Origin of the sequence: Planotetraspora phitsanulokensis (assembly GCF_016863295.1) — a bacterium.
GTDB lineage: Bacteria > Actinomycetota > Actinomycetes > Streptosporangiales > Streptosporangiaceae > Planotetraspora > Planotetraspora phitsanulokensis.
Genome location: NZ_BOOP01000008.1, coordinates 215,037 through 240,824 on the forward strand (window position 1 = coordinate 215,037; position 25,788 = coordinate 240,824).

24 protein-coding genes are annotated in these 25,788 nt (G+C 69.9%); 13 read left to right on the plus strand and 11 right to left on the minus strand.

The window, feature by feature from the left end:
* Positions 1–54: 54 nt before the first annotated feature.
* Together Pph01_RS10860 and Pph01_RS10865 are read left to right on the plus strand one after the other, a co-directional pair.
* Positions 55–1,425: a cystathionine beta-synthase gene (locus tag Pph01_RS10860; RefSeq protein WP_204072893.1), complete on the plus strand. Its 1,371-nt coding sequence runs from the start codon at positions 55–57 to the stop codon at positions 1,423–1,425.
* 25 nt (positions 1,426–1,450) lie between these two features.
* Positions 1,451–2,590 (plus strand): cystathionine gamma-synthase, encoded by a 1,140-nt coding sequence (locus Pph01_RS10865; RefSeq protein ID WP_204072894.1) that lies wholly within the window; start codon positions 1,451–1,453, stop codon positions 2,588–2,590.
* 24 nt (positions 2,591–2,614) lie between these two features.
* On the opposite strand, the gene Pph01_RS10870 is transcribed toward Pph01_RS10865, so the two are convergent.
* From Pph01_RS10870 to Pph01_RS10880, 3 genes are all read right to left on the minus strand, one after another.
* Positions 2,615–3,820 (minus strand): MFS transporter, encoded by a 1,206-nt coding sequence (locus tag Pph01_RS10870; RefSeq protein ID WP_204072895.1) that lies wholly within the window; start codon positions 3,818–3,820, stop codon positions 2,615–2,617.
* 39 nt (positions 3,821–3,859) lie between these two features.
* Positions 3,860–4,291 carry a hypothetical protein gene (locus Pph01_RS10875; RefSeq protein WP_204072896.1) on the minus strand — a complete coding sequence of 144 codons (432 nt, stop codon included), beginning with the start codon at positions 4,289–4,291 and terminating at the stop codon, positions 3,860–3,862.
* Between the two features lie 228 nt (positions 4,292–4,519).
* On the minus strand, positions 4,520–4,945 hold the full coding sequence (locus Pph01_RS10880) for a hypothetical protein (RefSeq protein ID WP_204072897.1): 426 nt from the start codon (positions 4,943–4,945) through the stop codon (positions 4,520–4,522).
* Positions 4,946–5,037: 92 nt separating this feature from the next.
* Here Pph01_RS10880 and Pph01_RS10885 point away from each other — a divergent pair, with 92 nt between their 5' ends.
* The 3 genes from Pph01_RS10885 to Pph01_RS10895 all read left to right on the plus strand — a co-directional run bounded on the left by Pph01_RS10885 (position 5,038) and on the right by Pph01_RS10895 (position 7,014).
* Positions 5,038–5,847 carry a GntR family transcriptional regulator gene (locus Pph01_RS10885; RefSeq protein ID WP_204072898.1) on the plus strand — a complete coding sequence of 270 codons (810 nt, stop codon included), beginning with the start codon at positions 5,038–5,040 and terminating at the stop codon, positions 5,845–5,847.
* A 22-nt stretch (positions 5,848–5,869) separates the two neighbouring features.
* Positions 5,870–6,493 (plus strand): GNAT family N-acetyltransferase, encoded by a 624-nt coding sequence (locus tag Pph01_RS10890; protein WP_204072899.1) that lies wholly within the window; start codon positions 5,870–5,872, stop codon positions 6,491–6,493.
* A 110-nt stretch (positions 6,494–6,603) separates the two neighbouring features.
* A complete protein-coding gene (locus Pph01_RS10895) occupies positions 6,604–7,014 on the plus strand; it encodes a DUF6292 family protein (RefSeq protein ID WP_204072900.1) in 411 nt (136 codons plus the stop codon).
* Here the strand turns inward: Pph01_RS10895 and Pph01_RS10900 are convergent.
* Entirely contained in the window at positions 6,998–8,947 is a 1,950-nt protein-coding gene (locus tag Pph01_RS10900; RefSeq protein WP_204072901.1) for a vWA domain-containing protein, read from the minus strand. The genes Pph01_RS10895 and Pph01_RS10900 overlap by 17 nt on opposite strands.
* A gap of 51 nt (positions 8,948–8,998) precedes the next feature.
* On the minus strand, positions 8,999–10,408 hold the full coding sequence (locus Pph01_RS10905) for a sigma 54-interacting transcriptional regulator (protein ID WP_204072902.1): 1,410 nt from the start codon (positions 10,406–10,408) through the stop codon (positions 8,999–9,001).
* 156 nt (positions 10,409–10,564) lie between these two features.
* Between Pph01_RS10905 and Pph01_RS10910 the strand changes: the two genes are divergently transcribed.
* Genes Pph01_RS10910 through ilvA form a run of 4 tightly spaced genes read left to right on the plus strand, consistent with a single transcriptional unit; the run spans position 10,565 to position 14,649 of the window.
* Entirely contained in the window at positions 10,565–11,743 is a 1,179-nt protein-coding gene (locus tag Pph01_RS10910) for an FIST signal transduction protein (protein WP_204072903.1), read from the plus strand.
* 10 nt (positions 11,744–11,753) lie between these two features.
* Positions 11,754–12,719 carry an ROK family protein gene (locus Pph01_RS10915; protein ID WP_204072904.1) on the plus strand — a complete coding sequence of 322 codons (966 nt, stop codon included), beginning with the start codon at positions 11,754–11,756 and terminating at the stop codon, positions 12,717–12,719.
* Positions 12,720–12,759: 40 nt separating this feature from the next.
* Complete coding sequence (locus tag Pph01_RS10920; RefSeq protein WP_204072905.1) at positions 12,760–13,407, plus strand: LysE family translocator; 648 nt, start codon at positions 12,760–12,762, stop codon at positions 13,405–13,407.
* A 27-nt stretch (positions 13,408–13,434) separates the two neighbouring features.
* Positions 13,435–14,649, plus strand: a complete 1,215-nt coding sequence (gene ilvA, locus Pph01_RS10925; protein ID WP_204072906.1) for a threonine ammonia-lyase — start codon at positions 13,435–13,437, stop codon at positions 14,647–14,649.
* Between the two features lie 5 nt (positions 14,650–14,654).
* Here ilvA and Pph01_RS10930 read toward each other — a convergent pair whose 3' ends face one another.
* Both Pph01_RS10930 and hppD read right to left on the minus strand, forming a co-directional pair.
* Positions 14,655–16,124: a M1 family metallopeptidase gene (locus Pph01_RS10930; RefSeq protein ID WP_204072907.1), complete on the minus strand. Its 1,470-nt coding sequence runs from the start codon at positions 16,122–16,124 to the stop codon at positions 14,655–14,657.
* Positions 16,125–16,212: 88 nt separating this feature from the next.
* Entirely contained in the window at positions 16,213–17,316 is a 1,104-nt protein-coding gene (hppD, locus tag Pph01_RS10935) for a 4-hydroxyphenylpyruvate dioxygenase (protein WP_204072908.1), read from the minus strand.
* A gap of 96 nt (positions 17,317–17,412) precedes the next feature.
* On the opposite strand from hppD, the gene Pph01_RS10940 reads away from it, so the two are divergent.
* Both Pph01_RS10940 and Pph01_RS10945 read left to right on the plus strand, forming a co-directional pair.
* Positions 17,413–17,880: an Lrp/AsnC family transcriptional regulator gene (locus Pph01_RS10940; RefSeq protein WP_204072909.1), complete on the plus strand. Its 468-nt coding sequence runs from the start codon at positions 17,413–17,415 to the stop codon at positions 17,878–17,880.
* Between the two features lie 239 nt (positions 17,881–18,119).
* Positions 18,120–20,249: a transglycosylase domain-containing protein gene (locus Pph01_RS10945; RefSeq protein WP_204072910.1), complete on the plus strand. Its 2,130-nt coding sequence runs from the start codon at positions 18,120–18,122 to the stop codon at positions 20,247–20,249.
* 7 nt (positions 20,250–20,256) lie between these two features.
* On the opposite strand, the gene Pph01_RS10950 is transcribed toward Pph01_RS10945, so the two are convergent.
* Positions 20,257–22,281: a thioredoxin domain-containing protein gene (locus Pph01_RS10950; protein ID WP_204072911.1), complete on the minus strand. Its 2,025-nt coding sequence runs from the start codon at positions 22,279–22,281 to the stop codon at positions 20,257–20,259.
* Between the two features lie 212 nt (positions 22,282–22,493).
* Here Pph01_RS10950 and Pph01_RS10955 point away from each other — a divergent pair, with 212 nt between their 5' ends.
* Positions 22,494–23,642, plus strand: a complete 1,149-nt coding sequence (locus tag Pph01_RS10955) for a hypothetical protein (RefSeq protein ID WP_239116588.1) — start codon at positions 22,494–22,496, stop codon at positions 23,640–23,642.
* A gap of 135 nt (positions 23,643–23,777) precedes the next feature.
* Here Pph01_RS10955 and Pph01_RS10960 read toward each other — a convergent pair whose 3' ends face one another.
* Genes Pph01_RS10960 through mca form a run of 3 tightly spaced genes read right to left on the minus strand, consistent with a single transcriptional unit; the run spans position 23,778 to position 25,147 of the window.
* Entirely contained in the window at positions 23,778–24,086 is a 309-nt protein-coding gene (locus tag Pph01_RS10960) for a GNAT family N-acetyltransferase (protein ID WP_204072912.1), read from the minus strand.
* Positions 24,083–24,256 (minus strand): hypothetical protein, encoded by a 174-nt coding sequence (locus tag Pph01_RS10965; protein WP_204072913.1) that lies wholly within the window; start codon positions 24,254–24,256, stop codon positions 24,083–24,085. The genes Pph01_RS10960 and Pph01_RS10965 overlap by 4 nt, the downstream gene beginning before the upstream one ends.
* Before the next feature lie 9 nt (positions 24,257–24,265).
* Positions 24,266–25,147, minus strand: coding sequence for a mycothiol conjugate amidase Mca (mca, locus tag Pph01_RS10970; protein ID WP_239116589.1), 882 nt, complete (start codon positions 25,145–25,147; stop codon positions 24,266–24,268).
* Positions 25,148–25,296: 149 nt separating this feature from the next.
* Here mca and Pph01_RS10975 point away from each other — a divergent pair, with 149 nt between their 5' ends.
* Entirely contained in the window at positions 25,297–25,734 is a 438-nt protein-coding gene (locus Pph01_RS10975) for a DUF4307 domain-containing protein (RefSeq protein ID WP_204072914.1), read from the plus strand.
* The last annotated feature ends 54 nt before the right edge of the window (positions 25,735–25,788 follow it).

Here is a 25,788-nt window from a genome sequence, read left to right on the forward strand (position 1 = left end):
CCCCGGCTCCTGGCAAGCTGACAAAGCTTCGGTAAAACCAAGGCGGTCATAGCGGTGCGGGTACACGACTCGCTGGTCGAGCTGATGGGGAACACCCCTCTCGTCCGGTTGCGCAAGGTGACGGCAGGAGCGCCGGCACAGGTCCTGGCCAAGGTGGAGTATTTCAACCCCGGCGGCTCGGTGAAGGACCGGATCGCCGTGCGGATGATCGAGGCCGCCGAACGGAGCGGCGCGCTCAAACCCGGCGGCACGATCGTGGAGCCCACCTCGGGCAACACCGGCGTCGGGCTGGCCATCGTGGCCCAGGAAAGGGGATACCGCTGCCTGTTCGTCTGCCCGGACAAGGTGGCCCAGGACAAGATCGCCGTGCTCAGGGCGTACGGCGCGGAGGTCGTGGTGTGCCCGACCGCCGTCTCTCCCGACCACCCGGACTCCTACTACTCGGTGTCCGACCGGCTGGCCCGTGAGACGCCGAACGCGTGGAAGCCCGACCAGTACTCGAACCCGGAGAACCCGGCGAGCCACTACCACTCGACCGGCCCGGAGATCTGGGAGCAGACCGAGGGGAGGATCACCCACTTCGTCGCGGGAGTGGGCACCGGCGGGACGATCAGCGGGACCGGGAAGTACCTCAAGGAGGTCTCCGGCGGCCGCGTCAAGATCATCGGCGCCGACCCCGAGGGCTCGGTGTACTCCGGCGGCAGCGGCCGTCCGTACCTGGTCGAGGGCGTCGGCGAGGACATCTGGCCGATCACCTACGACACCACGATCTGCGACGAGGTCATCGCGGTCTCGGACAAGGACTCGTTCAACATGACCCGCCGGCTCGCCCGCGAGGAGGCCCTGCTCGTCGGGGGTTCGTGCGGCATGGCCGTGGTCGCGGCCATCAAGGTGGCCCGGTCGGCGGGACCGGACGACGTGGTCGTCGTGCTGCTGCCCGACGGCGGCCGCGGCTACCTGTCTAAGATCTTCAACGACGAGTGGATGGCCGACTACGGGTTCCTCACGACGCCGAGCGAGGAGGGCCTGGTGGCCGACGTCCTCGGCAGGAAGACCGCGGGCCTGCCCGAGTTCGTGCACGTCCACCCGCACGAGACGGTCGGCACGGCGATCTCCATCATGCGCGAGTACAACGTGTCGCAGCTCCCGGTCATGAAGGAGGAGCCGCCGGTCATGGCGGCCGAGGTCGTGGGCTCGATCGTCGAGCGCGACCTGCTGGAGGGCCTGTACCGCGGCAAGGTGCGCTCCGAGGACCCGATCGAGGGACACATGTCGGCGGCCCTGCCCATGATCGGTTCGGGCGAGTCGGTGGCCCGCGCTGTCGAGGCCCTCGAGAAGGCCGACGCCGCGGTGGTCCTCGGCGACGGCAAGCCCGTCGGGCTGCTCACCCGGCAGGATCTCCTGGCGTTCCTGGCCGGGCGGTAGCCGGGCAGCGACTACGCTCGACGGCATGAACGAAGGCTTCGAGACTCTGGCCGTCCACGCAGGCCAGGAGGCTGATCCGTACACAGGTGCGGTCGTGCCGCCGATCTACGCCGTGTCCACCTACAAGCAGGACGGCGTCGGCGGGTTGCGGGCCGGCTACGAGTACAGCCGGTCCGCGAACCCGACCAGGACCGCGCTTGAGGAAGCGCTCGCCGCCGTCGAGGGGGGCGCACGGGCTCTGGCGTTCGCCTCGGGCCTGGCCGCCGAGGACACGCTGATCCGGACGATCTGCGAGCCCGGCGATCACGTGCTGATCCCCGATGACGCGTACGGCGGCACCTACCGGCTCTTCTCCAAGGTCCTGTCGCGGTGGGGGCTGAGCTTCGACCCGGTGCCGCTGAGTGACCTGGACGCCGTCCGCGCCGCCGTGCGGCCGCAGACCAAGGCGATCTGGGTGGAGACGCCCACCAACCCGCTGCTCGGCATCGCCGACATCTCGGCGCTGGCGCAGATCGCCCACGAGTCGGGCGCGGTGCTGCTGGTGGACAACACCTTCGCCTCGCCGTACCTGCAGCAACCGCTGGCGCTCGGCGCGGACGTGGTGGTCCACTCGACCACCAAGTACGTCGGCGGCCACTCGGACGTCGTCGGCGGGGCCCTCATCGCCCGTTCCGCTGAGGTCGGGGAGCGGCTCGCCTTCCACCAGAACGCGATCGGAGGGGTGGCCGGGCCGTTCGACGCGTGGCTGACCCTCCGGGGTCTCAAGACGCTCGGCGTCCGGATGGACCGGCACTGCGACAACGCCGAGCGCGTGGTCGACCTGCTGCTGTCGCACCGCAAGGTCACCGAGGTGCTCTACCCCGGCCTTCCCGGGCACCCGGGACACGAGATCGCGGCCAAGCAGATGCGGCGGTTCGGCGGGATGGTCTCCTTCCGGGTGGCCGGCGGCGAGGAGGAGGCCGTCGAGATCTGCGGCCGCACCCGGCTGTTCACCCTCGGAGAGTCGCTCGGCGGGGTCGAGTCGCTGATCGAGCACCCCGGCCGGATGACGCACGCCTCGGCGGCGGGCTCGCCGCTCGAGGTTCCCAGCGACCTGATCCGGCTGTCGGTCGGCATCGAGACGGTCGACGACCTCCTCGCCGACCTGACGGAGGCGCTTTCCTGACGAGTGCGGCGGCCCGGTCCCCGATCAGCACGCCACCGCCGTCTCGGCGTCGGCGGGCCTCGCGGGCCGGGCCAGCCACCTCTCGCTGATCAGGGCCGCGAGCGCCACGGACGTCAGGAGGGCGCCGGTGAGCGCCACGCTGCGCGTCCCTACCCCGTCGATCAGGACTCCCCCGAGCAGCGAGCCGGAGGCGATCCCGACGTTGAAGGCCGAACTGATGCCCGCGGAGGCGATATCGGTGCTGCCCGGGGCCACCTGGAGAGTGCGGTTCTGGATGGCCGTCGCCAGTGCGCTGAACGACAGGCCGGTCAGGCACAGTGCCACGGCGGCAGGCGGCCGGGCGGTGCCCAGGGCGTACAGGCCGAACAGGGCGCCGGTGATCACTATGAGCGGCACGATCAGCGCGGCCCGCGGGCGCCGGTCGAGATATGCCCCGACCACGATCGTGCCGACGACTCCGGCGACGCCTGAGGCGAACAGCAGCGAGCCCAGTGCCTGCGGGGCGAATCCGCTGACCTCCTCCAGATACGGCGTGATGTAGGTGTAGGCCGTCAGGAACCCGGTGACGCCGATCACCGTGGCGGTGACGAGGAGCGCGTATCTCCTGGCGTCCGGCGCCGTGCCGCGGGGCGGCTCGGCGTTCGCGGCGGTGACGGAGGGCAGCAGCGCGATCAGCGCGGCACAGGTGGCCAGGGCCAGGACGGCCGTCACGACGAACGAGACCCGCCATCCCGCCTGCTGGCCGAGCCAGGTCCCGGCGGGGACGCCCAAGACGGGGGCGATGGAGTTGCCGATCGCGAGGCGGGCGACCACACGTCCCTGCTCTCGCGGAGGGAACAGCGCGATCGCGGTCGTGGCGACGACCGACCAGAAGAGCGCCTGCGTGAGGGCGGTCAGCAGGCGGGCCGCCAGCAGCACCGGATAGCTCGGCGCGACGGCGGTGAGCAGGGTGCCGACGGTGAGCGTGCCGAGGGTCACGGCGAGGAGTGTTCGCCGCGGAACTCGCAACGCGAGCCGGGTGAGCGGGATCGAGGCCAGGACGACGACGGCGGCGTAGCCCGTGACGATCAGGCCCATCTCCGACGGTGTCCGGTGGAGGTCGGCCGCCATCACTGTGAGCAGGCCGATCGGGAGAAGCTCGACGGTGATGTAGGTGAAAGTGGCGACACCCAGGGCCACCAGCGCCCAGATCGCCCGGTTCCGGGTCGTCGGCGCGTGGTCCGGGGTCACGCTCGCCGCCTTTCTGTCGTGCACGTGAGCGGACGGCCGTCAGGGATTGAAGAAGACCATCAGGAAGAGGATCACGAGCCAGATCAGGGCGGTGAGGCCGGAGAGGGCGGCGATCCGCCCGGTCTGCACCTTGGCGTCATCCGCCGTGCTCTCCGTGGACAGCGCCTGCATGGCCGACCGCTGGTCGCGATCGATGATCACCAGCAGCACCGCGGCCACGATGAACAACGTCATCGAGACCGACAGGTACGGCTTGGCCAGGGCGCTGCGCCCCAGCGCGAGTCCGAAGACGAATACGCCGAGCGTCAGGAGCCCGAAGAGCCGGGTGGACCGGTTGAGGTACTTCAGGACGTTGACGTCGCGGGCCCGGATGTAGCGGGGCGTCACGCTCGTCACCGCCGTCAGCGGGCCGATCGCGAAGATGGCGAAACCTATGTGCAGCCACAGCAGCAGCTTGTCGGGAAACGACATGTCGCTGAGGCTATCGCCTGGATGATCGGATGGGGAGGAGGCGGCGAGGCGATCATTTGCGGCTGCGGGGACGGCCGTGGACGCACATCTCGTACATCACGCCCGTGACGATCATCAGGACGACCAGGCCTACGGCGGCGAACATCTTGCCCTCCCCTCTGTGTGGATTAAGGAATATCGTCCGGCGATCGCAGCCGGATCGGCAACGGATTATCGGAGGACCCCGTCTCATACTCTGTCGGCATGGATTCGGCGGCAGGCCTCGCAGGAATGGCTCGGATTGGTCACGTAGTGACATGCGCTGTGGTCGATCGACAGTCCGAGAACCCGGCGCGTGCCCGCGGTGATCAGGCCGGGGGCCTGATCGGTGATGGACTTGCGACGGTCCTCGATGTGAATGCCGACCACGAGGACGCCGAGGACTCCGGCGACCATGCCGACGATGACCAGTGCCAACACGATGACCATTGGTGTCATGCCCACCTTCTTGTCTGATTCGCGGAAACTCATCCATGGCGTTATCGCCTGGTCTGCGAGCGCCCTAACGATCAGCGATAGGAAGCGATCCAGAAAGTGATCATCGTTGGTGTCGTGCTTCTTGTCGCACCGATGACCCTGATGATGCTCATTGGTATGAGAGGGATTGGGGGCCATTCCACTCATTGGCATGGGTTCATCAATATGGGAACCTATATATCCGCGTTGTCGTCACGTGGGGCGTTGTTGGAGCGGAAGGGCCGGATCGAATGGTGGAACCGCTCTACCGCAGGGTCGCCCACGACCTCCGCGAGCGGATCAGCAAGGGGGAATGGGGGCCGGGGATCCAACTCCCCTCGGAGCCGGAATTGGAGAAGCGGTACGGCTATCTCGCGGACCGGACGGGGCAGGACACTCGGCTCTCCCGTAACACCGTCCGCCTCGCCTTGGCCGCTCTCGCCAACGAGGGTCTGATCGAGGCACGGCAGGGGAGAGGGACGTTCGTCCGGGAGCGGACCTCGTTCACCGTGCTCGCCTCCTCCGAGGAGGGCGGCTCGGGGGAGAGGGACCTGGACGCGTTCGTCGCGGCGGTGACCGAGTCCGGGCGCCGCCCGCAGCAGGTCGACCTGCGCACGGAGTTCCGTACCGCCTCGGCGGAGGTCGCGGAGCGGCTCCAGATCGACGAGGGCGACGAAGTCGTCGTGCGGGGGCTGAAACGCCTGATCGACGGGAAACCCTGGTCCATCCAGAACTCGTTCTATCCCGGCGCCATCGCGCAGGGCACCCTGCTCATGTCTCCGCGGAACATCGAGCACGGCACGATCGCGGAGCTCGGACGCCACGGGCATGTGCAGGTCGGATACCGGGACGAGGTCGTCTGCCGCATGCCCAGACTGGAGGAGGCGGCCTTCCTCGGAGTCGGGGCCGGAATACCGGTGCTCGAGATGTTCCGCACCGCGTATTCGGCCGAGCAGCCCATCCGGCTCACCATCAACGTGTACGCGGGAGACAGCACCCAGCTCGCCTATGAGATCGGCAATGTGGATGCTCGAGAGGGAGAGGGCATACCGGACGCCTGATCATGGAGTGCGGCATGTGTCCATGAGCGCCCGCCTTGCCCGTCCGGGGGACCTGACCGCCATCGTCGGCCTGCGCCGGCATCTGGCCGACTGGCTCGCTCTGCAGGGGAGCAACCAGTGGCAGAGGGCGTGGCCCGACGAACACGGGCAGATCCGTCGTATCGAGGAGGCGATCGATGATCGTGCGACCTGGGTGGTCTGCGAGGGCGACCGGGTGATGGCCACCGTCACCTTCTTCGATTACGACGTCGGGCGTCTATGGGCGGAGATGGGCGGCGGCCGCGAGCCGGCCCTGTACATCCATCGCATGATGGTGCACCGGGACTACGCGGGGCTCGGCGTCGGTGCGGACATTCTGGAGGCCGCCCACCTGTACGCGGCCTACCGGGGGCTGGCATGGCTGCGGCTCGACGCCTGGGCCACGAACGTCAAGCTCCACCGGTATTACGGGCGGCACCACTTCGTCCTCGTGGGGCACGTCCCCGACAGCGTTCTGGAGCGGCCGGACATGACGGGTTTCCCGTCCTCGGCGCTCTTCCAGCGACGGGTTCGCGCCGTGCCGGGGGAACAGGAGAAAGATTTGCCGTCAGCAGGCGCCGGAGGTGTTCTCCGCAGGGGAATCCTTCCAGCACGATCTCGGGGGTGACCAGTGAAAGGTTCCCGTAATCGTGAGCGGCGTCCCCTAGGATGCCGATGTCCGGTGTCTGATTGCGCATGCGGGCCAGGGTGCCCGCAGTCATGGCAAAGGTGCCACATATGACCAGCTTGCCGGAGCCGTACAGCCAGGAGTGGCTGAGGCTTCCCGTCCCCTACGTCCGTCAGGTCGCGCAGGCGCTGGGAGAGCGCGTCGCGAGGTGGTGGGACGACCCGTTCGATCCCCGCGACGCCACGATCGTCCTCCTCGACGGCACCGCCCTTGTCTGGGACGAGGAGAGCGGCTGGCGTCACGGCCGGTTCGTCTCGGGCGAGCAGGGGGTCAGGACCGAGCTCGCGGCCGTCCGCCACCTCGGGGGCGGAGTGCTGCCGGAGCCCGCCAGGGTCGTGGCGCTGCTCGATGACCCGACCTACGGCAGCGCATGGCGTCCGCAGTACCGGAGCTACAAGCACCTGCACGACGGCTTCGACAGGGCGCTGGCGAATGTCGCCGACCTCAGCGTGACCGCCTGACCTTCAGGAAGTCGCTCACCACGTATTCGCCGAGCCGATCGGCGCTGGGAGAGAACACCCGACCGCCGTTGCGCCGGGCGACCTCGTTGACGAAGTCCTTCAGCCGCTCGTCCGCGGCGAGCATGAACACGTTGAGCGTCGCCCGCCGCCTGGTCATCTTGTCGACCTCGGCCAGGGTCAGCTCCAGCGTCTCGGCCGAGGGCGGCCACTCGAAACGTGGAACGCCGCTGCGCATCAGGTGGGCGGTCGGCTCACCGTCGGTGACCACCAGGACCACGGGCTCGAAATCCGGGTGGCGGTCGAGGTGGCGGCCGGCGATGAGCAGAGCGTGGTGCAGGTTGGTGCCCTGCACCATGTCCCACTCCAGCCCGGCCAGTTCGTCGGGCTGCAGCACCCGCGCGTAGTTCGAGAACCCGATGATCTGGACGGCGTCCTGTGGGAACTTCGAGGCCACCAGGGCCTGGAGGGCCAGCGCCGTCTGCTTGGCCGCCGCCCAGGTGCCCCGCAGGGCCATGGAGTACGACAGGTCGACCAGCAGGCACACGGCGGCGGCGGTACGCCGTTCGGTCTCCGCCACCTCGAAGTCGTCGACGGTGAGCGTGACCTGCCGGGAGTGCGAGCGGGAGCGGCGCACGCCGTTGACCACGGTGCGCACGACGTCGATGGGCTGCTCGTCGCCGAAACGCCAGGGCCGGCTCGATCCGGTGAGCTCGCCCGCCTTGCCGGCGTCCCGCTGGTCGTGGTCGCCCCGACGGCCCGACTCGAGCGACGAGAAGACCCGCCGCAGCGCCGTCTCACCGAGGCGGCGGACGGCCTTGGGCGTCAGCTCCAGCTTGCCGCGATGGCGTCGCAGGTAACCCTGCTCCTCCAGTTCGCGCTCGACCTGGCGGAGGGCTTCGAGGTCGTCGACGGCGGAGCGGCCGAGAGCGCGCCTGATCGCGTCCTCGTCGATGTCGTCGAGCCGCGCGCCCGGATAGTCCTGGCGCAGCGCCGTCTCCAGATCGCTCAGGTCGGCGAGATCCTGGAGAGCGGTCACGGCGTCGCCCATCCCCATGGGCTCCTCGCCTGAGACCCGCTCGGGCGCGTTCCAGGCGAGGTCGGGGCGGCGGGAGTACAGGGCGTTGCCCAGCCGGCGCATCTGCTCCGACAGCCCCGCCTGTTCAAGCGTCTGGTCGATCAGCCCGGCGAGCTCCTCACGCTGCTGCGGGGTCAGCGAGGCGAGCAGCCGCTGCGTGGCCGCGGCCCGGCGGGCCAGGATGTCCACCAACTCGTCCAGGTTCCGCGGATTCTCGGGGAACATGTCCCGATATTTCTGCATGAACTGGTCGAAATCTTGTTGGGTGTGCTCGCCGCGCGCGTCGCGGTCCAGCATGTCGTTGAGATCCGACATCATCTGCCGGACCCGCTCCATCGCGGCGGGATCGGGGTTGGCCAGCGCGTCCCGCATGCCGCGGAACTGGCTGTCCAGCACCTCGCGGCGCAGCAGGTCGCGCAGCTCCTCGAACGTCTGACGCGCGGCAGGGGACCGCCAGTCGTACGAACTCAGTTCCTGGATCGCCCGCGAGGTGTCGGACGGCAGCGCGTCCAGCGCCGCCTCGCGGAACCGCGCGTCGTCCGAGGGGTCGGGGAACAGCTCGGCGCGCTCCTGGCCGATGGCCTTGTCGAGCAGGGCGCGGGCCCGCTCGAGGGTGCCGTCGAGCCGCGTGTTCTCCCTCAGCTCGCGGCGGCGCTGCCGTACCTGGCGGAGCAGGTCGTCGAGCCCCCGCCGGTCGGCCGTACCCGGCAGGCCGCGCTTGAGCAGGTCGCGCAGGGCGTCGAGCGGCGTCGAACCCGACAGGATCGCGTCGCCCATCTCGTCGAGCGCCCCGCGGACGTCGTACGGCGGAGCCAGTGGATCGGGCCCGTCGTGATACTCCCCGTACCGGTATGCCACGAGATCACGCTAACCCGGCCGGAGCCAGTGCGCACATGTTCCGGCCGTCGCTCATGTGCGGTACACCGCCCCGCCCGCCACGTCGTCCTTGGACAGACGCCGCATCAGATAGAGCCCTTCGAGGGCGAACTCCAGCGCGGCGGCCGCGTGACCGGGAGACTCGTCGCCCTCGCCCAGGCCGAGCCGCGCCATGATCTTCGCGAGGCCGTCGACCTTGCCGATCCGCCGCAGCAGCTCGGTGGCCGGGACCAGCTCGCCCGACTCGATCTGGACGCCTTCGGAGAACTTGTCGAGCAGGGGGGCGAGGTCGGTCCCGCCCAGGGAGCCGCGGAACGTCTCGGCCGTCGCCCGGCGCAGCAGGTGGGCGAGCACCTCGACCTCGCGGCCCTCCTCGCTCACCTCGAACTCGACCTTGCCGCGCAGGGTGGGGACCACTCCGGGCAGGTCGCAGATCCGCGTCACCGGCCGCTCCTCGCCCGTCAGGGCGGCCCGCCGTACGGCGGACGCCGCGGCGGTCTCGGCGGCGGCGATGGAGAAGCGCGCGGAGACGCCGGAACGGGCGTCGACGGCGGTGGACTCCCTGACCAGCCGGGTGAACCGGGCGATGACCTCGAGCAGATGGCCGGGAAGGTCGGCGCCGAGCTCCTCGAGAGCGGCCTCCTGGCGGATCAGGACCAGCTCGTCGTCGACGGACAGCGGGTAGTGGGTGCGGATCTCCGCGCCGAACCGGTCCTTGAGCGGGGTGATGATCCGGCCCCGGTTCGTGTAGTCCTCGGGGTTGGCGCTGGCGATCAGCAGGATGTCCAGGGGGAGGCGCAGGCTGTAGCCGCGGACCTGGACGTCGCGCTCCTCAAGGACGTTCAGCAGCGAGACCTGGATGCGCTCGGCCAGGTCGGGCAGCTCGTTGACGGAGAAGACGCCGCGGTTGGTCCGGGGGACCAGGCCGTAGTGGACGGTCTCGGGGTCGCCCAGCGTGCGCCCTTCGGCGATCTTGATCGGGTCGACGTCGCCGATGAGGTCGCCGACCGAGGTGTCCGGCGTGGCCAGCTTCTCGCCGTAGCGGTCGTCGCGGTGGCGCCAGGCGACCGGCAGGTCGTCGCCCAGTTCGGCGGCGAGCCGCAGGCAGCGGACGCAGACCGGCGCGTACGGATGATCGTTGATCTCGCATCCGGCGACAACTGGCGACCACTCGTCGAGAAGCTCGGTGATGGTGCGGATGAGCCGGGTCTTGCCCTGGCCGCGCTCACCGAGGAGCACAAGATCGTGCCCGGCGATCAGGGCCCTTTCCAGGTGCGGGAGGACGGATCCGTCGAAGCCGATGATCCCGGGGAAGCGGGGCTCCCCGGCCCGGAGGCGGGCCAGGAGGTTCTCACGGATCTCGGCCTTGACCGTCCGGTGGACGTGTCCACTCTCGCGCAGTTCACGCAGAGTGCTGCTGGCAGGCGCGGGCGATTTGTGCACGCTGCCGAGACTACGTCCCCATCAGGGGGTCCGGCATCCCCGTTCGGCGGATCCAAATCCCGGATCTTGACCATCGCGTGACGCGTTCCGTGCGTTGTCGTCGCTCTAGTGGGGAGAATCGGGCAAGGGAACCGCTAGCGAACAGGGGGCGAGGCTATGGCGGTACTGACAAGCCGCTTCGCCGATGGTCTCGTCGTGGGCGCCGATCTGGTGGAGGCCGCGGAGGCCGCGATCCGCCAGGCTCTCGCCGGCCTGTCGGGTCCGCCCGACCTGGTGTGCTTCTTCATCTGCGGAGACGACCCCGAGGAGGTCGGCCGGGCCGGGCGGCGGGCGATGAGCATGGCGCCCGAGGCGCATGTCATCGGCTGCAGCGCGACCGGAGTGATCGGAGACGCCAGAGGGGTCGAGCTGACGCCTGCCGTGAGCGCGTGGGCCGCGTCCCTCGGCGAGGCCAAGATCACTACGTTCGCCCTGGAGACCCTCCGGACGAGCGACCGGTTCGTGGTCGTCGGCCTGCCCGAGCGCGGTCTCGACGACCGGGTCGCCATCCTGCTCGCCGATCCGTACAGCTTCCCGACCGACGCGTTCATCGAACACTCGAGCGAGGCGCTCGGCACGCTGCCCATCATCGGCGGGCTCGCCAACGGCATGCAGGGCCGCGGATCCGTACGGCTGTTCGCTGACGGGGAGGTCTACGAGGAGGGCGCGATCGGCGTGCTGCTCAGCGGCGCCGTGAGCGTGGGAACCGTGGTCAGCCAGGGATGCCGCCCGATCGGCCCGAGCATGGCCGTCACCCACGCCGAGGAGAACCTGCTGCTCGAGCTCGCCGGCCAGCCCGCGCTCGCCCGGCTGGAGGACATCGTCACCGACCTCGACGAGGAGGACCGCGAGCTCGTCGCCTCGGGGTTACAGATCGGCGTCGCGATGGACGAGTACGCCGAGCGGCACGAGCGGGGCGACTTCCTCATCCGAGGAGTGCTCGGCATCGACCCCGAACGCGAGGCGGTTGCAGTCGGGGACGTCCTGGAGATCGGCAGGACCGTCCGCTTCCAGGTCAGGGATGCCGAGACCGCGGACGAGGACCTCTACGAGCTGCTCGACGCCCACCTCGAGAAGGTCGGCAGGGTCGACGGCGCGCTGCTGTTCTCCTGCAACGGACGCGGGTCCGCGATGTTCGGGACACCCGATCATGACGCGCTGGCCGTAAGGGATACGCTCGGTCCGATCGGCGTCGCGGGATTCTTCGCCGCGGGGGAGGTGGGCCCCGTAAGCGGGCAGAACCACGTCCACGGCTTCACGGCGTCGATCCTGGTGTTCTCCTCCTCTCCCCCGTAGGAGCGTGACCATGGCGGACCTGGTGCTGGCCGTCGACATCGGCGGGACGAAGTTCGCCGCGGGACTGGTCGGGCCGGACGGAGCGCTGATCTCCTCCGAACGCGTCGCGACTCCTCCGGGAGGCGACGCCGAGGCCCTGTGGGAGACGCTGGTCGGCCTCGTCGACGGGATCGGGTCGCCGGAGGACGTCGCCGGCGTCGGCATCGGCTCGGGCGGTCCGATGGCCTGGCCGTCCGGTGAGGTCTCGCCGCTGAACATGCCCGGCTGGCGGGGCTTTCCGCTCCGGGAGCGGCTGGCCGGGCGGTTTCCCGGCGTTCCCGTCCGCATCCACAACGACGCGGTCTGCGTGGCCATCGCCGAGCACTGGCAGGGCGCCGGCCAGGGGTCGGACAACATGCTGGGCATGGTGGTCTCCACCGGCGTCGGCGGCGGGCTCATCCTCGGCGGCCGCCTGATCGACGGAGGCACGGGGAACGCCGGGCACATCGGGCACGTGGTCGTGGACCCGGAGGGGCCGCCCTGCCGGTGCGGCGGCAGAGGGTGCCTGGAGGCCGTCGCCCGGGGTCCGGGCCTCGTCGAGTGGGCCCTCTTCCGGGGGTGGACGCCGGGATCCTCGCCGCAGGGTGAGGGGCTCTACCGGGAGGAGGCCGCCGCGAACGGCCGCCGGCTGGCTCTCGACGCGGCCGCGGGGGACCCGGTCGCCTCCGCCGCGATGGTCCGGGCCGGACGCGCCGTCGGCGTCGCGATCGCCTCGGCCACCCATCTGTGCGACCTCGACGTCGTGACCATCGGCGGCGGGCTCGCCCAGGCCGGGCCGCTCCTGTTCGATCCCCTGGAACAGGCGCTCCGCGAGCACGTGCGCCTGGAGTTCTCCTCGAGGGTCCGCGTGGTGCCCGCGATGCTCGGCCAGGACGCCGGGCTCATCGGCGCCGCCGGATTGATCCTCGCCGCCGATCGTTACTGGGCGCCCCGCTAACCTGTGTGACGGCCGGTCTGACGGGTGAAGGGTGACTCGCATGAGTCTCGGGGCGTTGGCGGGAATCACTCTCGTGGCGTTGGGCATGGTCCTGACGCCCGGGCCGAACATGGTCTATCTGGTGTCGCGTTCGATCACCCAGGGACGGCGGGCGGGGCTGGTCTCCCTGAGCGGCGTGGCCGTGGGCTTCCTCGCCTACCTGGGGGCCACCTGCCTGGGGTTGACGGCGGTGTTCGCTCTGGTCCCCGAGGCGTACGTCGCGATCAAGCTCGCAGGCGCCGGCTACCTGCTCTACCTCGCGTGGAAGACCCTCAAGCCGGGCGGCACGTCGATCTTCGAGCCGAAGGCCCTCAAGCCGGACCCGCCTCGGAAGCTGTTCCTGATGGGGCTGGTCACCAACCTGCTCAACCCGAAGGCCGCCGTGATGTACATGTCCCTGCTGCCGCAGTTCATCGACCCCTCGGCGGGTCACGTGATGGCGCAGAGCTTCCTGCTGGGGACCGTGCAGATCGTGATCAGCATGGTGGTCAACACGCTCATCGTGCTGAGCGCGGGCGCCCTCGCGGTGTTCTTCGGCACGCGGCCGACCTGGCTGCGCTTCCAGCGGTACGTAATGGGCACCGTGTTGGGCGCGTTCGCGGTCAAGCTCGCCGCCGACCGCTCGCGGGCCGTGGTAGCCACGCCGTAATCGGCGCCGTACGAGAGGATGGGCGGCATGGCTGTCCCACAGATGACGTTCGACGACGTCGTCGCCGCGCGTGATCTCCTTGACGACGTGATCGCGCACACTCCGGTGGTGCACTCCCGTGTCCTGTCGGAGACGGTCGGCGGGCCGGTGTATCTCAAGTGCGAGAACCTCCAGCGGGCCGGGTCGTTCAAGGTCCGGGGCGCCTACGTGCGCATCGCGCGGCTGACCGACGAGGAGCGGGCGCGCGGGGTCGTGGCCGCGAGCGCCGGCAACCACGCCCAGGGCGTGGCGCTCGGCTCCGGGCTGCTCGGAGCCAAGGCGACGGTCTACATGCCGGAGGGCGCGCCGCTGCCCAAGGTCGAGGCCACCCGGGCGTACGGCGCGGACGTCGTCTTCGCCGGGCACACGGTCGACGTGGCGCTGCAGGCGGCGCAGGAGCACGCCGAGAAGACCGGCGCCCTGTTCATCCACCCGTTCGACCACCCGGACATCGTCGCCGGGCAGGGCACGGTCGGTCTGGAGATCCTGGAGCAACTGCCGGAGGCGGCCACCATCGTGCTCCCGATCGGCGGCGGCGGTCTGGCCGCCGGAGTGGCGCTCGCGGTGAAGTCGCAGCGGCCGGGGATCAGGGTGGTCGGCGTCCAGGCGGAGCGGGCGGCCGCCTATCCGGAGTCGCTCGCCGCCGGGCACCCGGTGATGGTCGAGCCCGCGTTCACGATGGCCGACGGGATCGCGGTGGGACGCCCGGGCGAGCTGCCGTTCGAGCTGATCCACTACCTGGTCGACAGTGTGGTGACGGTCTCAGAGGAGTCCCTGTCGCGGGCCCTGCTGCTGTGCCTCGAGCGCTCGAAGCTGGTCGTCGAGCCCGCCGGCGTCGCGGGGGTGGCGGCGCTGCTCGACCAGCCGCACGCGTTCGAGCCGCCCGTGGTCGCTGTGCTGTCCGGCGGGAACATCGACCCGCTGCTGCTCGCCCGCGTGCTCAGGCACGGTCTGGCGGCGGCCGGGCGTTATCTGGCGTTCCGCGTCCGGCTGACCGACCGTCCCGGCGCCCTCGCGGCGCTGCTCGGCAGGCTGGCCGACCTGGGCGTCAACGTGCTCGACGTGGTCCACGAGCGGATGGGCACCCGCCTGCACCTGGACGAGGTCGAGGTCCTGCTGCAACTGGAGACCCGAGGCCCCGCGCACTGCGACGAGGTGCTGAGCGCCCTCCGCCGTGACGGGCTCAAGCTGATCTTCTCCTGACCCTCTCAGGTCACGGGCGCGGGGCGCCGCGGCTGGAACAGCCACGCGTCGAACAGGCCGGACAGATCCTTGCCGGACGTCTGCTGGGCCAGGGCGATGAACTGCTCGGTGGTGGCGTTGCCGTACTGGTGGGTGGCGGTCCACTTCTTGATCAGCGTGAAGAAGGCCGAGTCGCCGATCTGCCTGCGCAGCGCGTGCAGCGTCATGGCGCCCCGCGTGTACACCGAGCCGTTGAACAGGTCGGCGCGCTGGGCCCGCCCCGGAGGGTAGCCCCACATGGGGTCGGCGGTCTTCGCGTAGTAGTTGCGGAAGACCGTGTCGGCCGTCGACCCGCCCTCATGCTCCGACCACAACCACTCGGCGTACGTGGCGAACCCCTCGTTCAGCCACAGGTCCTTCCAGCGGGTGATGCTCACGCTGTCGCCGAACCACTGATGGGCCAGTTCGTGGGCGATGACCCCGGAATCCGGGGTGAACCCGCCGTAGATCGGTTTGGTCTGGTTCTCCAGCGCGTACCCGGCGGCGTAGTCGTCCACCACGGCGCCGGTCGAGGAGAACGGGTAGGGACCGAAGACGGTCGACCAGTAGTCGGTGATCTGCCCGGTCCTCGTGTAGAGCGTGTCCAGCGAGCCGTGGAAGGCGGGGTCGACGGCCGCGTAGATCGGGATGCCGGCGGCGCTCTTCCCGGTGCGCGTCTCGAACCTGCCCGTCGTCATCGTCGCGAGGTAGGAGGCCATCGGGTGCCTCTCCTGCCACACGAACGTGGTCCTGCCGTCGTTCGTCGAGGGCGGTGAGGCGAGCTCGCCGTTCGCTATCGCGGTGACTCCCGCGGGCACCGTGATCGTGAAGCCGTACGTCGCCTTGTCGGAGGGGTGGTCGTTCGAGGGGTACCAGGTCTTGGCCCCGTTGGGCTCGCAGGTGACGAACGACCCGTCCTGCGTCGCGATGAACCCGTAGGTCCCCAGGTTGGCGTAGTTGCGGATCGGATCCGGGACCCCGGCGTAGGCGACCGTGACCTCGAACTTCGTGTTCCTGGCGATCCGCGTCGCCGGGGAGATCGTCAGCTCGTCGGCTCGCCGGCCGAACCGCGCGGCGGCGCCGTCGACGGTGACCCGGCTCACCGTGAGTCCGTGCAGGTCGAGATCGAAGGACGTCAGGTCCTGTACGGCCGTCGCCCGCAGGGTCGCGGTGCCGGACAGGCGCCGGGAGGCGGGGTCGTAGGAGAGGGCCAGATCGTAGTGCTCGGCGTCGTAGCCGCCGTTGCCGTCCTCGGGGAAGTCGGGGTCGCCGATTCCGGCGGCTCCCTGGGTGCCGCCTCCCGGCCCCCTGCCGCTCACCGCGCCCTCAGAGGCGGAGCACGCCGCGGAGACGCCTGCGAGTGGCAGGGCGAGGGACAGCGCGACCCCCAGTGACAGTGGTCGCAGGAGCCGTTTGGCGAGGTGGCGCGGCGGGGTCGCCGTGTGATGAGGAGCCATATGTCGAGCCACCTTACGTGAGGTGGGTTCCCAGGTCAGGCACCGACTGTCCGGCTGTTTTACCCCGCCGCCCGCTACCGCGTGATCGTTACAGGGTGCCTCGCAGGGCCTGCTCGCGCTCGATGGCCTCGAACAGCGCCTTGAAGTTGCCCTTGCCGAAGCCGAGCGACCCGTGGCGTTCGATCAGCTCGAAGAACACCGTGGGCCGGTCCACCACCGGCTTGGTGAAGATCTGCAGGAGGTAGCCGTCCTCGTCGCGGTCGACCAGGACGCTGCGCTTCTTGAGCTCCTCCACGGGCACCCGCACCGTGCCGATCCGCTCACGCAGCTCGGGGTCGTCGTAGTAGGAGTCGGGCGTGGCCAGGAACTCCACGCCGGCCGCCCGCATGTGGTCCACGGTCGCCAGGATGTCGTTGGTGGCGAGCGCGATGTGCTGGACGCCCGCTCCGCCGTAGAACTCGAGGTACTCCTCGATCTGCGACTTCTTCTTGCCCTCCGCGGGCTCGTTCAGCGGGAACTTGACCTTGCGGGTGCCGTCGGCCACGACCTTCGACATCAGCGCCGAGTACTCGGTGGCGATGTCGTCGCCGATGAACTCCGCCATCTTGGTGAAGCCCATGATGCGCTCGTAGAAGTCGACCCACTCGTCCATCTGCTCGACGTTGCCGACGCAGTGGTCGATGGCCTGGAAGACCCGGCCGTTCTTCACGTCGGGGGCGGCGACAATCGGCTGGGCGGGGACGTAACCGGGCAGGTAGACGCCCCCGTAGTTGGACCTGTCCACGAAGGTGTGCCGGGTCTCGCCGTAGGTGGCGATCGCCGAGATCACGACCTTGCCGTGGTCGTCCTCCACGACGTGCGGCTCCACGAGGCCCGTGGCACCCCGTTCGACGGCCTGCCGATAGGCCGCCTCGGCGTCGGGCACCTCGATCGCGAGGTCGATGACGCCGTCACCGTGGTCCGCCACATGCCTGGCCAGCTCCGTGCCCGGCCGTACGGCCCCGCGCAGCTCGAAGCGTGCGGAACCGGAGACCAGGACGTACGCGACCTCGTCGGGGCTGCCCGTCTCGGGGCCCCGGTAGGCCACCAGTCGCATGCCGAAGGCGGTCGAGTAGTAGTGCGCGGCCTGCTTCGCGTTGCCGACAGCGAAGACCACCGCGTCCATGCCGTTAACCGGAAAGACATCGTTCATGAGTCCACTGTCCGATGAGGTGGCCAAATTGTGCAAGAGTGAGATCTATTGGTGGACAATTTGCCCAATCGCTAATCCCCGACGGAGGTAAACGTTGTGACGATTGATCAGCTCGACGTCAGGCTCGTCACGTTGCTGACCGAAGAGCCGCGGATCGGCGTGCTGGAGTGCTCCCGCCGGCTGAACGTGGCGAGGGGCACCGTGCAGGCGCGGCTCGATCGCCTGGCGGCCAGGGGCGTCATCGTCGGGCACGGCCCGCAGATCGACCCCGCCGCGCTGGGATACGACGTCACCGCCTTCGTGACGCTGCAGATCCGTCAGGTCAGCGGGCACGTGCCGGTCGCCGACCGGCTCGCCCTGGTTCCCGAGGTGCTCGAGGTCCACACCATCACCGGCGGCGGCGACATGCTCTGCCGGGTGGTCGCCCGCAGCAACGCCGATCTCCAGCGGGTCATCGACCTCATCGTCGACGTCGAGGGCGTCGTGCGGACTTCATCGGTGATCGCTCTCGACACACCTGTCCCTTATCGAACCCTTCCATTGGTCGCCGCCGCGCGCACATAGACCGGAACGCGGGCGGGAAAACCGCGCCGTACGCCAGTATGGGTTTGGGCCGAGCATTGTTATCCATCGTTTACCGTGGATCCATTCGCCCAGCTCAGGGGTGTAAGGGGATGTTTTGGGGGTAACGCGTGCACGGCGGCGAAGACGGTCGGGGGGACCGTGACAGCCGGAATTGGACCAAGCCGGTCGAAAGTGGCGAAGGGCCAATACCGCCCAAATCCGGGACCGTTCGGCGGGTCGTGAAGCGGCCACGGAAGCGGTTGCTCCGCATACTTCTCATCGCGGTGGCGGCGTCGGCCGCCGCGCTGGTCGTCACCGTCGGCGTCGTGTGGGTGCTGACCCCGATTCCGGACACCACCCAGGAACTGGCCACGGCGCAGGGCTCGGTGATCTACTACCGCGATGGCAGGTCCGTCCTCGCCAACGAGGGCGTCAACCGCAAGAACGTGCCGCTCAGCCAGGTCCCCACAGTCGTGCGCAACGCGGTCATCGCCGCGGAGAACCGGACGTTCTACCAGGACCAGGGGGTCTCGCTCTCCGGCACCGCGCGCGCCATGTGGTCCACGCTCACCGGCGGCCAGCTCCAGGGCGGCTCGACGATCACCCAGCAGATGGTCCGCAACTACTACAGCGGCCTCGGTCAGGAACGCTCCATCGGGCGCAAGCTCAAGGAGATCATGATCGCCCTGAAGGTCGACCAGTCGAAGTCCAAGGACTGGGTGCTCGAGCAGTACCTCAACACGATCTACTTCGGCCGCGGCGCCTACGGCATCCAGGCCGCCTCGCTGGCGTACTTCAACAAGGACGTGCAGAACCTCACCCCGGCCGAGGGGGCGTACCTGGCGGCCGTGATCCAGCAGCCGAGCCGGTTCGCCGATCCCAAGGGCGCTGACCTCGAAGCGGCGCGCGCCCGCTGGCGTGCGGTCGTCGACGGCATGGTCGCCACGCGGGCGCTGACCTCCGCCGACGGGGCCGCCCAGGAGTTCCCCAAGCTGGCCGCGCAGAAGGCCCCGCTGTCACTCGGCGGCCAGAACGGCTACATGCTCGCCCAGGTGCGGGCGGAGCTGAACCGGCTCGGCTACAGCGACGAGAACATCAACCAGGGTGGTCTCAAGATCACCACGACCTTCGACAAGAAGCTGATGGGCCTCGCGCAGGACTCGGTGAAGGCGGTGCTCCCCAGCGGCACGCCCAAGAGCGTCCGCACCGGCCTCGCCGCCGTCGACCCGGCGACGGGAGAGGTGGTCGCCTTCTACGGGGGCCGCTACGAGACCAACCAGTACGACAACGCCTTCTCCGCGAAGGTCCAGGCGGGCTCGACGTTCAAGCCGTACGCGCTCGCCGCCGCCCTGCAGGCGGGCTACGGCCTCGGCACCCGGGTGTACGGCAACTCGCCCCTGCGGATCGACACGGCCGAGATCCCCAACTCCGACAACAGGTCGTACGGCTCGGCCATCACGCTCGTGCAGGCCGCCCAGTACTCCGTCAACACCGCGTTCGTCGATCTCGGGCGGCTCGTCGGCCTGGACAAGGTCGCGGCGGCGGCGGAGGCCGCGGGGATCCCGGCCGACCAGCTCGTCAAGCAGAAGGACTTCCCCACCTTCCCGCTCGGCACGGCGTCGGTGAGCGCCGTGCAGCAGGCCTCAGGGTTCGCCACGTTCGCCGCGAAGGGCGTGCACCGCCCGGCGCACGTGATCCGTGCGATCACCGATGCGAACGGCGTGACCAAGAAGATCACTGTCAACGGGGTGCGGGCGTTCAGCGAGGCCACGGCCGCCGACACGACCTACGCGCTGGAGCAGGTCGTGACCGGGGGCACCGGAACCGCCGCCCGCCTCTACGACCGCCCCGTGGCGGGGAAGACGGGGACGACCGACGAGTCGGCCGCCGTGTGGTTCTCCGGGTACGTCCCCCAGCTGGCCGTGGCCGTCGACATGTTCCGCGACGACAACAAGCCGGTGACCGTGCCCGGCTACGGGGAGTTGTACGGCGGGACGTTGCCCGCCCAGATCTGGAAGTACTTCATGAGCGCCGCGATGGAGGGCAAGCCGGTCAAGGAGTTCCCCGACCCCGTCTCCTGGGATCCCTATTACTACTGGGACGGATACGGCGCCAGCGCGTCGCCCTCGCAGTCGCCCAGCCAGGGCGCCACCCCGACGCCCACCGCGTCGGACACCGGGGCCGCGACAGCCACCACACCGGATCCCCGCCGCTCCACCGGTTCCAGCGGCCCGCCCGGCAACGGCGACGTCGGCGGAGGCGCCGGAGACGGAGGCATAGGCGTGCCCGGGGACGACACGCCTCCCGGTGCCGGAACCCCCGGTCAGCCGCCTCGGATGGTGCCGACCGCGCCGCCGGGCACCGGGTGACGGCCGATCACGCCGACAGCTGGGCGCGCAGCTCCGCGGGAGTGGTGACCGGGGCGCGGCAGGCGAAACCGCGGCACACGTAGGCCGCCGGCTCGCCGCCGACCAGTCCGCGGCCCTCCAGGAGCGGGACATCCGCGGTCCCCCCTGGCCCGAGGGCGACGACCAGTCCCGGCGCGCCCGACATCAGGGCGGCCCGATGGAGCGCCTTGGTACGCGGATCGTCGGCGGGGCCGACGACGGCCACCTCGACCGGACCGTTCAGCGTGCTCTCCGTCACCGCGAGGCCCCACCCGGCGAACCTGGCGTACTTGGCCGCCAGCACCGAGACCGCGCCGAGAGCCGCCTCGGCCGCCTCCCTGTGCCGCGCGGACCCGGTGAGCGCGGCGTAGGACAGCAGGGCTCCGGCGGCGGCGAACTGACCTGACGGCGTGGCGTTGTCGGTCGGGTCCTGCGGCCGCTGGAACAGTCGTTCGCCGTCGTCGGGCGAGTCGAAGAAGCCGCCCGACCCATCGGGGAACCGCGTGAGCAGCGTCTCCAGAAGGCCGCCGGCGCGACGGAACCACCGCGTCTCCCCGGTCACGCCGTAGAGCGTGAGGAAGCCCTCAGCCACGTTCGCATAGTCCTCGAGCACGCCGGCGTTGGCGCCGGCCCGCCCGTCACGTGAGGTCCGGCGCAGTCGTACCGGGCCGGTGTCCGGCGTGGAGCCGGCGGTGGAGTTCACGGGGGAGTCCGGCGCGGCGTGCAGGTCGTCGAGCAGCACGGCGGCGGCCCGCGCGGCCCCCACCAGGTCGGGACGGTCGAACAGCGCGCCGGCCTCCGCGAGCGCGGACACGGCCAGGCCGTTCCAGGAGGCGACGACCTTGTCGTCCCGCCCTGGCCGCGTCCGCTTGTCGCGGGCCGTGAGCAGTGCCGTACGGACCCGGTCGAACCGGGCGGCGTCGTCGGGATCGGCGAGAAGCTGGAGCACGGACGTGCCGTGTTCGAACGTGCCGGTCACCTCGAAGAGCGAGCTGGCCCAGGCGCCGTCGTCGTCGCCGAGCACGTCACGGAGCTGCTCGGGGGTCCAGACGTAGAACAGGCCCTCTCCGTGCGTGCCGTCCGGGCCCGCGCTGTCGGCGTCCAGAGCGGAGGCGAAGCCGCCCTCGGGTGTGCGCATCTCGCGCAGCAGCCAGTCGGCGGTCTCCAGCGCGATCCGCCTGGCGAGCACCGACCCGGTGGAGCGCCACCAGTGTGTGTAGACCCGCAGCAACAGGGCGTTGTCGTAGAGCATCTTCTCGAAGTGCGGGACGACCCAGCCGGCGTCCACCGAGTAGCGCGCGAAGCCTCCGGCGAGCTGGTCGTAGACGCCTCCCCTGGCCATGGCGTCCATCGTCTTCTCCGCCATGGCGAGGGCGTCGGTGGTGCCGTGCCTGAGGAGGAACTCCAGGACCATGGACGGCGGGAACTTGGGCGCGCCGCCGAAGCCGCCCCTGCGCGGGTCGAAGCTCTCGGCGAGGTTGCGGACCGCGGCCTCCAGCACCGGCGCCGCGGGCGTCGCCCCCGGGGGAAGCCCCGCGCGCTCGTTGAGCGCCGCGACCACCGTCGCACCCTGCGCGACGACGGCCTCCCTGTCCTCGCGCCAGGCCTGGGAGATGCCCTGGAGAAGCTGCTGGAAGCGCGCCCGGGGGAAGTAGGTGCCCGCGTAGAACGGCGCCCCCTCCGGTGTGGCGAAGACGGTCATGGGCCAGCCGCCCTGCCCGGTCATCGCCTGTGTGGCCCCCATGTAGACCGCGTCGACGTCCGGCCGCTCCTCGCGGTCGACCTTGATGCTGACGAACAGCTCGTTCATCATCCGGGCCGTCGCGGGGTCCTCGAAGGACTCGTGCGCCATGACGTGGCACCAGTGGCAGGCGGAGTAACCGACGCTGATCAACAGCGGCACGCCGCGTGAGCGGGCCTCGTCGAACGCCTCGTCGCCCCAGGGGAACCAGTCGACCGGGTTGTCGGCGTGCTGCAGCAGGTAAGGCGAGGTCGCGCCACCAAGCCGGTTCATAGATCCAGCCTCTCACACGGAGACGCGCGAGGGCCCCGGGTCTCGGGGAGGTCAGGCCGTCGGCAGGGCCTCCGCCGGAGCGGGCCGGGCGGCCCGGATCGCCCTCGCGGCCAGGGAAAACAACGAGCAGATCATTCCGTTACTAGGGCAAGGAACCGCCACGAACGCGGCGGGGATGTGTTCCGGCCCCGTCCAGCGTAGGCTCACGGGGCGTGAGCTTGGATCTGGACTTCGCTGTCAGGCATTCGGGACGGCAGGCGGCGGCGCTGACGCGGCGCGACGTGGCGCGCGTCCTGCTGGCCGTGCCCTCGGGGCAGGCCCTGGTCTCCCTGTCTGACCTGCGCAAGGAACTGCTGGCCGCGGGCAACCCGCTGTCCGTCGTCTTCTGGGACTCGGCCAGGGCGATCCTGTCCCGCATCGAGTCCGGATCGGCCACGGTGGGAGATGTCCAGCGCTGGCTCGAGTCCAGCGGGACCGAGCCGATCCTGCTCACTCGCAGTTACTTCGTGTGGCCGGAGGAGAGCGAGCGCGGCCCCGTCGCCACCGAGATGTACGGGCGCATGGTCGCGTTCCTCGAGGGACTCGTGGACGCCGGCGAGATCGACCCCGACGCGCTGGCCGCCGGTGACCAGGACGCCCGCCACGCCTTCGAGGAGTTGCAGGAGCGCTGGCTGACCACGCCGCTGCCCGACGGGCGGATTCCGAACGTCGTGGTCAGCGACGAGCAGGACCAGGAGTTGTTCGCCGCGTGGGACGAGGAGGAGGCCTTCGCGCTCAGCGAGCTGCGCCGGGTGCTCGGCGACCTGCCGGAACCGCCGCTGCCCGCCCAGGACCTCCGGTCGGCCGCCGGGCGGCTGCGCGTCACACTGACCCAGCAGGGCTATCCCGGCAACATCCTGCGGGCGTGCGCCGGGCTCGAGGACGGAATCCTGCCCGAGCGGGACGAGGATCTGTGGCTCGCGGTCGCGGCCGGGATCGCCGCCCCGATCTCCGACCTCCCCGACGAGGAGGACGCGGCCCGCTTCTTCGACATGGAGGGGGAGCTCAGCCACGAGGACTCGATCCTCGCCTCCCTCTGCGCGATCCACCACGCCGACTGGCTGGCGGTGGTGATCACCCTGGCCCGCTACGGCCCGGGCGTGCTCGCTTCGCCGGAGCGGATCGCCCGGTTCATCGCCGACTCCGAGGACATCGACGTCGAGCCCGACGAACCGGAGGACCTCGAGGCGACCGAGATGCTCTTCACGGCCGTCACGCCGCTGTGGGCGCACCTCGGCATCGTGGACAAGGCGGAGGTGCTCACGCCGCTGGGCTGGTGGGGACTGCCCAAGGCGCTCGAGCGGGCCTGGTCGGCGGACTGATCAGAGGCGTACTGGCAGGCGTCGAAACGGCCTGAGTCGTACCGGCAGGCGTCGAATCGGCCTGAATCGAACGGGCGGGGAGATCGACCGAAGGCGGGACCGGCCGGAGACCGGCCGGTCCGCAGGCGCGACGCCTCAGTCCGCGGACTCGACGGTCGCGCGGTGTTCGTCGTCGACGAGGTCGAGATAGTCGGGGTGGCGCTCGATGTAGCCCGCCACGAACGGGCACAGGGGCACGACCTTGAGGCCCGCGTCCCGCGACCGGTCGAGCGCCGTGGAGACGAGCTTGCTGCCCAGCCCCTTGCCCTCGAACTCGTCGCGGATCACGGTGTGCGTGAAGACGATCTTGCCTGGCCGTAGCCGATACTCCGCGAATCCGGCGACCTGGCCGTCGACCAGGATCTCGTAGCGCGCCTTCTCCGCGTCGTCCACGACCTCGGTCACGCGTCGTCTCCGTTCTTGTGGTTCTCGCCCCTGTCGTCCGGTCCCTGGATCTTGGCGAACTTCCTGTTCATCGACTTGATCAGGAAGAACAGGGCGACGCCGATCGCGGCGACGACCATGAAGGCGAGGATCCCGGGGCCGACGTGGGTGTAGTCGGGTGTGACGTTCACGGGTCCAGCTTACGAGCAGGCGGGGGAGACCCCCGCGTGGATCCCCGTGAACAGGTCGTCCTCGGGCAGCGAGGTGTCGACCAGCGAGCGCGCCAGGTGGTAGTCCTCGGTCGGCCACGCCTCCTTCTGGATCTCGATCGGGCACACGAACCAGAACCCGTCCGGGTCCACCTGTGTGGCGTGGGCCAGCAGGGCGCGGTCCCGCGTCTCGAAGTAGTCGGCGCACGGCACCCGGGTCGTGACCTCCCACTTCTGCGGGCGGTCCTCCCAGCGTGAGATCCAGTCGGCGTACGGCGAGCCCATCCCGCGCTCGTTCATGATCTCGTGCAGTGCCTCGAACCGCTCCTTGGTGAAGCCCATGTGGTAGTAGAGCTTCAGCGGCTGCCAGGGCTCCCCGGTGCCCGGGTAGCGGTCCGGGTCGCCCGCCGCGTCGAAGGCCTCCACCGACACACGGTTGGTCATGATGTGGTCGGGGTGCGGGTAGCCGCCGTTGTCGTCGTACGTCAAGATCACGTGCGGCCGGAACTCGCGGATCGCCGCCACGAGCGGCCGGGAGGCCACCTCGAGCGGCTGAAGGGCGAAGCATCCCTCGGGAAGCGGCTCGCTCTCGTCTTCGGGGAGGCCCGAGTCGACGAATCCGAGGAAGCTCTGCTCGACGCCGAGGATCTCGCGCGCCGCGGCCATCTCCAGGCGGCGCACCTCGCCCATGTTCTCCAGGATCTCCGGGCGCTCCATCTTCGGATTGAGGATCGAGCCCCGTTCGCCGCCCGTGCACGTGATCACGAGGACCTCCACGCCCTCGGCGACGTAACGAGCCATCGTGGCCGCGCCCTTGCTCGACTCGTCGTCTGGGTGCGCGTGAACGGCCATCAGCCTCAGCGGTGCACTCACGGCTCTCCTCAAGTCTCCTGGTAGCTCCCAGGAGAGGTTAGCTTCTATTCGGCGGGGTGCTTCGGATTAGCCGCCCGACCGCGACCCCGGACGACCCTCCGGGGACAATTGATTCGCACAACGTCCACAGACCACGGGGAGATTCCGCCATGCCGAGCGACGAGGCCGCGAACGGCCCGGAGGGTCAGGTGCCCGGACCCATCCTCGGCACGCCGGACGAGTTCCAGCCCCGCCCGGCCACGCGCCGGAGATTCCTGGCGTACGCCGTCATCGGCGTCTTCGTGGCCCTGATGGCCGGAGGCTGGGGATACGTGATGGTGGCGTTCAAGGGCAATCCCTCGGTGAGCGCCGAGGTCATCACGTTCGACGCGAGCGCCCCGTCGTCCGCGCGGATCACCTTCTCCGTGCACAAGCCGGCCGACCGCGAGGCGACCTGCCGTTTGCGCGCGGTCGACACCCAGCACATCGAGGTCGGCAGCCGCGAGATCGACGTTCCGCGCGGCGAATCGGACATCGCTTTCACCGAGACGTTGAAGACCACTGCCCAGGCCACAGCGGTCCACGTCCAGTACTGCAATCTCGTATAGTGGATTCTTTGGGGAAGCGTTCGAAGGCGTTAACTTCCTAGCCTTCCGAGTCAC

Excerpts from the sequence above, each read along its gene's own strand:
- ilvA (WP_204072906.1), top strand. The coding sequence starts at position 13,435 with ATGGCTGTCCCACAGATGACGTTCGACGACGTCGTCGCCGCGCGTGAT.
- hppD (WP_204072908.1), bottom strand. The coding sequence starts at position 17,316 with ATGAACGATGTCTTTCCGGTTAACGGCATGGACGCGGTGGTCTTCGCT.
- Pph01_RS10865 (WP_204072894.1), top strand. The coding sequence starts at position 1,451 with ATGAACGAAGGCTTCGAGACTCTGGCCGTCCACGCAGGCCAGGAGGCT.
- Pph01_RS10975 (WP_204072914.1), top strand. The coding sequence starts at position 25,297 with ATGCCGAGCGACGAGGCCGCGAACGGCCCGGAGGGTCAGGTGCCCGGA.
- Pph01_RS10885 (WP_204072898.1), top strand. The coding sequence starts at position 5,038 with ATGGTGGAACCGCTCTACCGCAGGGTCGCCCACGACCTCCGCGAGCGG.
- Pph01_RS10920 (WP_204072905.1), top strand. The coding sequence starts at position 12,760 with ATGAGTCTCGGGGCGTTGGCGGGAATCACTCTCGTGGCGTTGGGCATG.
- Pph01_RS10930 (WP_204072907.1), bottom strand. The coding sequence starts at position 16,124 with ATGGCTCCTCATCACACGGCGACCCCGCCGCGCCACCTCGCCAAACGG.
- Pph01_RS10880 (WP_204072897.1), bottom strand. The coding sequence starts at position 4,945 with ATGGCCCCCAATCCCTCTCATACCAATGAGCATCATCAGGGTCATCGG.
- Pph01_RS10950 (WP_204072911.1), bottom strand. The coding sequence starts at position 22,281 with ATGAACCGGCTTGGTGGCGCGACCTCGCCTTACCTGCTGCAGCACGCC.
- Pph01_RS10875 (WP_204072896.1), bottom strand. The coding sequence starts at position 4,291 with ATGTCGTTTCCCGACAAGCTGCTGCTGTGGCTGCACATAGGTTTCGCC.
- Pph01_RS10890 (WP_204072899.1), top strand. The coding sequence starts at position 5,870 with ATGAGCGCCCGCCTTGCCCGTCCGGGGGACCTGACCGCCATCGTCGGC.
- Pph01_RS10910 (WP_204072903.1), top strand. The coding sequence starts at position 10,565 with ATGGCGGTACTGACAAGCCGCTTCGCCGATGGTCTCGTCGTGGGCGCC.
- Pph01_RS10915 (WP_204072904.1), top strand. The coding sequence starts at position 11,754 with ATGGCGGACCTGGTGCTGGCCGTCGACATCGGCGGGACGAAGTTCGCC.
- Pph01_RS10895 (WP_204072900.1), top strand. The coding sequence starts at position 6,604 with ATGACCAGCTTGCCGGAGCCGTACAGCCAGGAGTGGCTGAGGCTTCCC.